Source organism: Macellibacteroides sp. (genome assembly GCF_050251695.1).
GTDB classification, from domain to species: domain Bacteria; phylum Bacteroidota; class Bacteroidia; order Bacteroidales; family Tannerellaceae; genus Macellibacteroides; species Macellibacteroides fermentans.
Window position 1 is genome coordinate 21,622 of sequence record NZ_JBFWMI010000031.1, and the last position, 9,746, is coordinate 31,367.

8 protein-coding genes and 1 other RNA gene are annotated in these 9,746 nt (G+C 44.0%); 3 read left to right on the forward strand and 6 right to left on the reverse strand.

From position 1 onward, the window contains the following. Positions 1-3: 3 nt before the first annotated feature. Together AB7E53_RS06605 and rnpB are read right to left on the reverse strand one after the other, a co-directional pair. Complete coding sequence (locus AB7E53_RS06605) at positions 4-1,362, reverse strand: YihY/virulence factor BrkB family protein (protein WP_446774820.1); 1,359 nt, start codon at positions 1,360-1,362, stop codon at positions 4-6. A 46-nt stretch (positions 1,363-1,408) separates the two neighbouring features. Beyond that, an RNA gene (gene rnpB / locus AB7E53_RS06610) (RNase P RNA component class A) lies at positions 1,409-1,765 on the reverse strand. 291 nt (positions 1,766-2,056) lie between these two features. Here rnpB and AB7E53_RS06615 point away from each other — a divergent pair. Next, a complete protein-coding gene (locus tag AB7E53_RS06615; RefSeq protein ID WP_179399476.1) occupies positions 2,057-3,556 on the forward strand; it encodes a Do family serine endopeptidase in 1,500 nt (499 codons plus the stop codon). A 134-nt stretch (positions 3,557-3,690) separates the two neighbouring features. Beyond that, positions 3,691-4,551: a sigma-70 family RNA polymerase sigma factor gene (locus AB7E53_RS06620; RefSeq protein ID WP_079683345.1), complete on the forward strand. Its 861-nt coding sequence runs from the start codon at positions 3,691-3,693 to the stop codon at positions 4,549-4,551. A gap of 60 nt (positions 4,552-4,611) precedes the next feature. On the opposite strand, the gene AB7E53_RS06625 is transcribed toward AB7E53_RS06620, so the two are convergent. Together AB7E53_RS06625 and AB7E53_RS06630 are read right to left on the reverse strand one after the other, a co-directional pair. Further along, entirely contained in the window at positions 4,612-4,995 is a 384-nt protein-coding gene (locus AB7E53_RS06625; protein WP_079683344.1) for a DUF3859 domain-containing protein, read from the reverse strand. A gap of 157 nt (positions 4,996-5,152) precedes the next feature. Next, entirely contained in the window at positions 5,153-7,249 is a 2,097-nt protein-coding gene (locus AB7E53_RS06630) for an alpha/beta fold hydrolase (protein WP_446774822.1), read from the reverse strand. Positions 7,250-7,334: 85 nt separating this feature from the next. On the opposite strand from AB7E53_RS06630, the gene AB7E53_RS06635 reads away from it, so the two are divergent. Next, positions 7,335-7,811, forward strand: coding sequence for an SPOR domain-containing protein (locus AB7E53_RS06635; protein ID WP_079683343.1), 477 nt, complete (start codon positions 7,335-7,337; stop codon positions 7,809-7,811). 81 nt (positions 7,812-7,892) lie between these two features. Here the strand turns inward: AB7E53_RS06635 and nrdG are convergent, their stop codons facing one another. Beyond that, positions 7,893-8,360 carry an anaerobic ribonucleoside-triphosphate reductase activating protein gene (gene nrdG, locus AB7E53_RS06640; RefSeq protein WP_446771925.1) on the reverse strand — a complete coding sequence of 156 codons (468 nt, stop codon included), beginning with the start codon at positions 8,358-8,360 and terminating at the stop codon, positions 7,893-7,895. Positions 8,361-8,394: 34 nt separating this feature from the next. Further along, positions 8,395-9,746: anaerobic ribonucleoside-triphosphate reductase (gene nrdD, locus AB7E53_RS06645; protein ID WP_446774824.1), on the reverse strand; the 1,352-nt coding region annotated here is incomplete at its 5' end.

Here is a 9,746-nt window from a genome sequence, read left to right on the forward strand (position 1 = left end):
TGTTTACAGGTCTTTCAGCAAAATTTTGTCATTTGCCTGATACATGTCATTTCTGGTTTTAAGTAATGTTTCCCACTCCCGGTTTACAAGTCCCGAAGTGTCTATCTTGAAGTTTTCGGAACCGAATTCATCCATTTTACTTAGCAGGTAACTTACCGTAATTTTATGAATGTCTAACGCCGGTTGATAATACATAACCCGATCGTCTTCTCCATAGTTTACCTCAATGATGATTTTTAACTCTGTAAGATGATACAATATCTGAGTTGTGATACGGATAGGGATGCAATATTGTTCGGATATTTCATCTGCAGTATAGGGTTTCTCTCCCTTTTCAAACCGCTTTACAATTAGGGAAGCGATCAGTAAAGTTAGGAAATCATTGTAACGTCTGCTGATACTTTTGGTGTCGCGGTCGAAACTGAACTTCTTTACATTCTGAGATGCGTAGGAAAGTTCGGCTCCGAAAAGACAGATCAACCACGAGAGTTGCAGCCAGAGTAACAAGAGTGGAAGGGCTGCAAAGCTACCATAGATGGCGTTGTATTTAGAAACCCAAATCTGTCCGCTGATGTATATAAACTGAAAAAACTGAAAGGCACAACCGGCAATGACACCGGCAACCAGACCGTTTACAAACTTAACCTTGGTGTTGGGCAACGAGATGTACAATGCCGTAAAGGCCATGATGGTGATTATGTAGGGAGCAACGTTCAGTATCAAACCTACAATAGGGCTGAGCAACACAAACTCGCTGAGGTAGGTGCTCTGCATGGTAGACATGAAAATGGTCGAACCACTCGAGATAGTCATAAGTAGCGGCAGTACAATGAAAAGAGCCAGGTAGTCTGTTATTTTACGGTACCACGGGCGCGACTTCTGGATTTGCCATATGTCGTTGAAGGTATCTTCTACAGACGAGATCAGGTTGATTACCGTATAAAACAGAAGCAATAACCCGAATCCGATAATTACTCCACCCTGGGCTTCGGCCAGATAACGTTCTACATACTCGAATGCTTTAATCAGTTCGAGCTCGTGCCCCGGAAAATAGGTGAAAAATTCCTGTCTGACAGTATCCTGAAGTCCAAATCCCTTGGCGATGCCAACAATAACAGCCAACATGGGAACGATGGAAAGAAGCGTGCTGAAGGTAAGTGCCGATGCTTTGGTTTGCAACTCCTGATTAATAAACCCCCTTACAGCCAAAATGACAGTCTTTATCGCATTAAAATAAAAGACCTTCAGTCCGCTGACTTCACTTTCCGTTATCCGCCAGATGTCGTAAGTGATAAAGCGAATTGTCCACGACAATAATTCGTTTACGCGTTCGCTGAATGGTATTTTCTCCTTATTTTTCATACGAAAATCATTACGTGCTCTTTTTAAGATAAACATTCAAAAAAAGAATTGCAGCAGACCTATAAGCCGGGTTCTGTACCTTTGTCCGAAAACAAAGGCGTCTGCCATTTATCTCGACCAGTTGTCGCCAACTGGCTCTAGCGGTCTACCCCCCGGCATCGGACGAGCAATCCTACTGCGCCGGTATACATGACCTTACAACCCATAAGACGTACGGCATCGCGTATTGCTACGCAACCCGGTGAGCTCTTACCTCACCTTTTCACCCTTACCGGCATGCCGGCGGTTATTTTCTGTTACATTACTCTGCTCTCACAAACAGCTTCCCGTTAGGAAGTATGGTGCTCTGCGTTGCCCGGACGTTCCTCCCACATAGAATGTGAGCGACAGACCGGTCTGCTGCAATGACGCAAAGATAGATTTTTTTTGTTGATTTCTCCTATTATTATGTCAGTAAAGAAAAAACATTCTGCCGTAGTTGCTGTTATAATACATATATGATGACCTTTTGACAGTTGATTATTTCTTAAAAAAGTACCTTGTTATACCTGTTACTGTTAACACCGGTTAAGCAATGAGTATGAGGAGTTAAAAGAGATAAAAAATAACTGCAAAAAAGAATAATTGCACGTTTTTTGAACTTAATTTGTCGCAAGAAAAGTGTTAAATTTAAGTTTTAAAAAATAAGATGAATATGAATACAACGATGAAAAATGTACTTGGTATTGTCTTGGTAGCGGTAGTTAGTTCCGGTCTTACTATTGGAGCAAACGCTTACATGAACAGACAGCATGCGAATGTTGCTACAGTAGATAACTCGTATGGATTTAATCAGCCTTTGCGACTAACGAACTACAGTGGTGTAGCAGCCGAGAATACGGATTTTACAATGGCGGCCGAACGCTCGGTACACGCTGTTGTGCATATCAAATCGGTAACCGAAGTTCAGGTGTCCGGCGGACAATACATGGATCCATTTGAATTCTTCTTTGGAAACGGACGCGGAAATCAGCCAAGACAACCGCAAAAGCGGGTAGGAGCCGGTTCGGGGGTTATTATCTCGACAGATGGTTATATTATTACAAATAATCATGTAATCGACGGAGCATCGGAATTGGAAGTTACGTTAAACGACAACAGGAAGTTCAAAGCCAAAGTGATCGGTTCGGATCCTTCAACAGATATTGCACTTATAAAAGTAGATGCCAAGGATCTTCCCACCATCCCGTTTGGTGATTCAGAGCAACTCAAAGTGGGAGAATGGGTATTGGCAGTAGGTAATCCTTTTAATCTTACTTCTACTGTAACAGCAGGTATAGTAAGTGCAAAAGGCAGGTCTATTTCCACTGGTAGCGATGAAGATGTAAGTAAGATTCAATCATTCATTCAGACCGATGCGGCTGTAAATCCGGGTAACAGCGGAGGAGCTTTGGTAAATACCAAAGGAGAACTGGTTGGTATTAATACGGCTATTTATTCTGAAACAGGGAATTTTGCCGGATATTCATTTGCAGTACCTATGAGTATTGCCGGTAAGGTTGTACAGGATTTAAAACAATATGGTAATGTTCAGCGAGCCATTCTGGGTGTTTCTATTCTCGATGTATCAAAATTGAATGATGAACAGAAAAAAGATGTGAAAGTAACCGAAGGAGCTTGGGTTGGTGGATTTGCAATGCCTAGTTCGGCTAAAGATGCAGGAGTTGAGATTGGAGACGTGATTGTTGCTGTTAATGATGTTGCCGTGCGTTCTACCAGTCGTCTGCAAGAGGAGATCAGTAAGTACAGACCGGGTGACAAGGTAAAGATTACCGTAAACCGCAAGGGTGTGCAGAAAATATTCAATATTGAATTACGTAATATGCAAGGTAATACCAAAATACTTGATAAGGCAGATCCTTCTGAAGTATTAGGTGGAGCATATCAAGAGCTGTCCGATAAGCGCAAGAGGGAACTGGGGGTTAACTACGGTATCGAGGTAACAGGTGTAACTAACGGTAAGTTGAAAGATGCGGGCATAAAGAAGGGATACATTATCATGTTGGTGAACGACGAAAAAATTAGTACTCCCGAAGATCTTGAACGTATTGTAGATAGTATTCTAAAAGGCAGATCGAGCGAACAGGGACTGTTTATCAAAGGATTTTATCCGAACGGTAAAACAACTTATTATGCGATCAATCTATCAGAATAAAGGTTAAAAGGATAGTTAATAGGCAAAAGATTGTTAAAGGTTTTTAATTGGTCGAGGCATAGGGTGCCCTCGGCCAATACTTTCAATTATTTTTGTTATCTTTGCACCCCGAATTTGTCAATTAAATTAATTGAATGAGACAGTTAAAGATTACAAAGTCCATCACCAATCGCGAAAGCGCTTCATTGGATAAGTATCTTCAGGAAATTGGCCGTGAAGACCTTATTACAGTTGAAGAGGAAGTAGAATTGGCGCAGGCTATTAAAAGAGGAGATCGTAGAGCGTTGGAAAAATTAACCAGGGCTAATCTGCGTTTTGTTGTTTCAGTTGCTAAACAGTACCAGAATCAGGGATTAAGTTTGCCCGACCTTATTAACGAAGGAAACCTCGGACTGATCAAGGCAGCAGAGAAGTTTGACGAAACGAGAGGCTTTAAGTTTATTTCGTACGCTGTATGGTGGATTCGTCAGTCCATTCTTCAGGCTTTGGCAGAACAGTCAAGGATTGTTCGTTTGCCCTTGAACCAGGTTGGCTCGCTGAATAAAATCAGTAAGGCCTTCTCTAAATTCGAGCAGGAAAACGAGCGCAAACCTTCACCGGAAGAGCTGGCCGATGAATTGGATATTCCTGTAGATAAGATTTCGGATACACTGAAAGTGTCCGGACGTCATATCTCTGTGGATGCTCCCTTTGTGGAAGGCGAAGACAACAGCCTTTTAGATGTGCTTGTGAATGACGATGCTCCCATTGCGGACCGTGCGTTGATGAACGAATCATTGGCTAAGGAAATTGACAGAGCATTAGCTACGTTAACCGAAAGAGAATGCGAGATAATCAAAATGTTTTTCGGTATTGGAAGTCAGGAGATGACACTAGAAGAGATTGGCGACAAATTTGGCCTCACTAGAGAGCGCGTCCGCCAGATCAAGGAAAAAGCAATCAGAAGATTAAGACAGGGTACTCGTAGCAAACTGCTCAAATCGTATTTAGGATAACTTCGTAAAGCGGTTGTCGCAAGGCCTTCAGTCGGCAGACTGAGGGCCTTTTGTTTTTTATTACACCAGTATAAATTGTTTTCCGGCTACCTCTTTCCCTTTGTAGTATACCGAAAGTTTCCAGATACCCTTTTTGTCTTCCACAGGTTCCCATACAGTATCTCCCAGAAAAAAACGGAAATCGTTGCTGCTTATATAGTAGGTGCCTTCAAAGGGCGGAGCTATATTCCCTTGTTCATCTGTAAATGGTGGATGGTCGATCCTATATTCCAATACTTCTCCTTTTGCTTTTTTTACAGACAAGATCAATCCGAATTCTACACCGGTTTCAGCATGTATCTCGAGTGTGTGTTTGCGTATTTTAGGAAGCTCTTTGGATTCGCGGTCCCATGCTGTATATAGTCCAAAGCTGCAGATTTCGAATTCAGGTTTTAATCTTGGCATACATGAAAATAATTTGGATTTGTATTAAATGCAAATATAGGCTTTTTGCAGGATAAGGAAAACCGTATAAAAAAAGATGCCGGCTAAAGGGGGTAACCTTTGCCGGCATCTTACAGGGAAGTATACTTATTTGTACTCTTTACCTTTAAAGAAGATGCTATTCCTTAAGCCATTTGTCTAACCAACGGAAGAACACACGTTGGAACAGTATACCGTTTTGAGGCTGAGCTATCCAATGGTTTTCGTCGGGGAAGATGAGCATTTCGGAAGGAATACCTCTCAACTGGGCTGCATTAAAGGCGCTCATACCCTGAGAAGCCAGGATGCGGTAATCTTTTTCGCCGTGAGTTACCAGAATAGGGGTGTCCCATTTGTCTACAAACTTATGAGGAGAGTTGGCAAAGGTACGTTGGGCTGTAGCATTGCTTTTGTCCCAATAGGCTCCACCCATATCCCAGTTGGCAAACCACATCTCTTCGGTTTCAAGGTATTGTTGCTCCAGATTGAATATACCAGCATGAGCGATAAAGGCCTTAAAGCGTTTGTTATGGTGTCCGGCAAGCCAGTACACTGAAAAGCCTCCGTAGCTTGCGCCTACAGCACCCAGGTGGTCTTTATCAACATAGGGTTCTTTTGCCAGCTCGTCGATGGCTGAAAAGTAATCTTTCATATTCTGACCGCCGTAATCGCCGCTGATCTGCTCGTTCCATTCTTGTCCGAAGCCCGGAAGTCCCCTGCGGTTCGGAGCTACCACGATGTATCCCTGTGATGCCATGATGGCCAGGTTCCAGCGATACGACCAGAATTGACTTACTGTGCTTTGCGGACCACCCTGACAGTACAGAATAGCCGGATATTTCTTGGCAGGATCAAAATGAGGAGGATATACCACCCAGGTAAGCATTTGCTTGTTGTCGGTTGTTTTGATCCAACGGGATTCCGACTTAGGCATGTTTAGCTGATCCAGAATGGCTTTGTTCTCGAAACTTATTTCGGTCGCTTCGCCGGATTGTGTATTTACAGCAAATACTTCGGAAGGGTTTACCTGCGACTGGCGGATAGCTGCCATTGTATTACCAACCGAATGCATGCTTACATAGTCGTACTGACCATTGGTGATCTGACGGATCTGCTTGTCGGCAACGCCTACCTGCCAGATATGGGTTACAGCCTCTTTACAAGCAATCATGTACAGCGATTTTCCATCGGGAAGCCACTGGATGGCATCCGCATTATAATCGAACGACTGTGTCAGATCTTGCTTTTCGCCGGTTTGGAGATTGGCAACAAAGAGTCTTTTTTTGTCAGATTCGTATCCGTCGCGCTCCTGACTTACCCAAGCGATGGATTTACCGTCGGGCGAGAACTGGGGCATAATGTCGTATCCCATCATTCCTTCTGTAAGGTTGCGGGTGTTTTTACTTGTCAGGTCGTAAATGTAAATGTCTGAGTTGGTAGATAACGCATACGCTTTACCCGTTTTCTTTCTGCTGGCATAGGCAATCAGTTTGCCGTCCGGGCTCCAGGCCAGGTCTTCAATTCCGCTGTTTGGTTTCATCGGACACTCAAAAGGCTCACCTTCCATAATGTCTGCCATGTCCGTAAGTCCGCTTTCAGTTACAGAAGCAACAAAAGGATGAGGAACGGTTTCCACCCATTCGTCCCAATGCTTATAAAGTAAATCATCTACAACACGCCCGGTAGCCTTGGGAAGATCGGCATATAAATCCACGGTACGTTGTCCGAATTTAATGTCCTGGATGTATAACACCTTCGATTCGTCCGGCGAGAGAGCAAAAGCATTGATCCCGTTTTCGAGCTTGCTCAACTGTCTGCGGTTACTTCCGTCTGCATTCATCACCCAAATCTGCGAAGATCCGCTTTCGGATGATAGGAAGGCTATCTCTTTACCGCCTTTAATCCAAACAGCATTTTGTTCGCTTTGGGGAGTTTCTGTAATCTGTTTCTTGTCGCTGCCATCTGCATTAACAACAAACAACTCGCGATTGCCTTTATTCTGTTCAACACTGATAAAGGTAACTCCGTAAAGAACTTTGCTTCCATCCGGAGAAACTTGTGCATCACTTACGCGGGCCATGCTATACAGTACTTCTGGAGTAAGCACTCCATTTTCCGATTTCACCTCTGTACGTTTGATCAGGGGTGCTGCTTCGTCCGTTTTTTTAGTTTCCTGCGTACAGGCGCCAAGTAAAACGGATGTTGCCATTACCATTGTTCCGATAGATTTATTCATTAATTTATATTATATTATATTTTGAATGCGAAAGTACTAAATTTAATTTATATCTTTGCATATCTAAATTTAAGAACTGACTGGTATGAAGAAGATTTGGTTATTTGGAGCCGCTATCGCTATGGTTGTGTCGTTCGGCTCATGTAAACCTAAACAGAGTGCTTATAAGGCCGCTTACGAACAAGCAAAAGAGAAAGAGATGACTACAGCTCCCGCACAAGTTGAGGAAGAGGTGATTGCTCCGGTATCAAAGCCCAGAACATCAAGTGCTGCGGTTCGTCAGGAAAGAGTTACTGCTGTTACAGGTGAAGACGCAAACGGATTGAGACGCTACAGCGTTGTAATCGGTAGTTTTAAAAATAAAACAAATGCATATGCATTGAAAGAACGCATGCAGAATGCAGGTTACAAGGCAATCCTTGCTCAGAACGAAGAAGGTATGTTGCGTGTAATTGTTTCAAGTTTCGATGAAAAGGCTGATGCTGCTGATAGCCGCGATGCCATTAAAGCAAAATATGCTCCTAATTTCCAGGATGCCTGGTTGTTGGAAAGACAATATTAATTTTGCAATTGAATATCTGAAGCAACAGGCTGCAGGTTATAAAACAAGGGAGATCCGGTTTCGGACCTCCCTTGTTTTGTATCAGGAGTTTTTATGCAGATGTATGATTCGCTGGTTGCTGCTTCCTCTGAACGCCAGCGACGGGTTAAATAATTCCCGGTCGAAACGGCCGTCCACAAGCACATCGATGTAGGGAAGACAGGCCTTCAATGCCGTTGATTGCACCATCTCTTCGTACGTATAGCCTGTATAGCACCAGACTGGCAGGTTTGTTTTCTCCTTCAATATTTTAAGAAGCATCCGGGCACCTTCTGGGTGGAACATCGGATCTCCCCCCGAGAGAGTGATGCCATCTAATAGGGGATTCCTGCAAATCTCTGTCAGCATATCTTTAAGCATCTCTTCCGTAAGCAGCGTTCCTTGCTGTGGGTTCCAGCTTTCGGGATTGTGGCAACCCGGGCAGTGATGACTGCAACCCGAAAGATAGATGGCATACCGAAGTCCGAAACCATCGGAGATGGTCTCGGGATAAATATTCAGTACGCGTATGTTTTGGGCGATCAGTTGTTTAACGTCATCCATCTTACCGGTGCTTGATACGATCTTTTTCTTCAGCCTTTTTTGATGAATTCCAGCTATCCAGATTTCCGGTAAGATAACCTGTGATACGGCGCAGACGCAGGATGTTTTCTCCCCTGCAAACCGGACATTTGTCGTATATCACTCCCTTGTATCCGCATTGTTTACAGGTGTCTACCGGATGGTTGATAGAGCCGTACCCAATCTGCTGATCATACATAACCTTTACAATCTTAAGAATGGCGGAAACATTCTTCTTCGCTTCGCCGTCCAGCTCCACGTATGTGATATGTCCCCCTCCGGTGAGGGCATGAAAAGGGGCCTCTTTCTTTATCTTTTCAAGGATTGATATAGGTTCTTTCACGTCGATATGAAATGAATTTATGTAGTAGTCGCGATCGTTCACGCCGGGGATGATGCCGTAAACCTTCCGGTCTATCTTTGTAAAACGTCCGGATAATCCTTCGGCAGGTGTTGCCAGAACAGAATAGTTGAGTTTGTATTTATCCTTGTATTTGTTTACCACCTGATTCATCACCTCGAGGGTTTCGTACAGGGTTTGCCATGCCTCCATGTGGCGTGCATGACCTTCGCCATAAAGAGCCACCATGGCATTGTGACCGCCGATAAAGCCAATACCCAGAGTTCCGGTTCGAATGATATCGCCCACTTCATCGTTTGCCTGCAGCGTTGATCCTCCTTTCCAGACATCGTTGCCCATCATAAAAGGAAACTGACGGGCCAGAGCGGTGCGTTGATATTGATAGCGATCGTACAGCTGTTCGGCAATAAGTGCACACATATTGCGTACGGATTCTATAAAAAGCTGTTTTGCCTCCTTGCGGATAGTGTGTTTGTCGCCGTCCGGATGTAATTCTTCCGCCTCCCGTCTTGCCTTGATTGCCAGACGAGGCATATTTAAAGAGGTGAAGGACAGGTTCCCTCTGCCCAGCGAGCTCTTTTCGCCGTGCATATTTTCGTATACCCGCGTACGACATCCCATTGATGCCACTTCGTAACGATATCGTTTCGGATCGTCTGCTTTCCAAAGGGGATTCTTGTTAAAGGGGGTATCCAGAAAAATAAAATTAGGGAACAAAGCAACCGAGGTTGTCTTACAGGCTTCCAGTAACAGGTCGAAGTTAGGCGCATCAAAAGCAATCTCTCCGCTCATGGCCTTATCGAAATCGGCCATAGCCTTGTTATAATCGGCTTCGGTATAAGAAACACCCTCTTTCACCTTAAATATCTGTATCGGAAATACCGGAACTTCTCCTTGTCCCAATCCTTCGCTTGTGGCGGCCAACAACTCCCTTATAAGCAGGCGTCCTTCGGCCGAAGTATCCGTTCCATAGT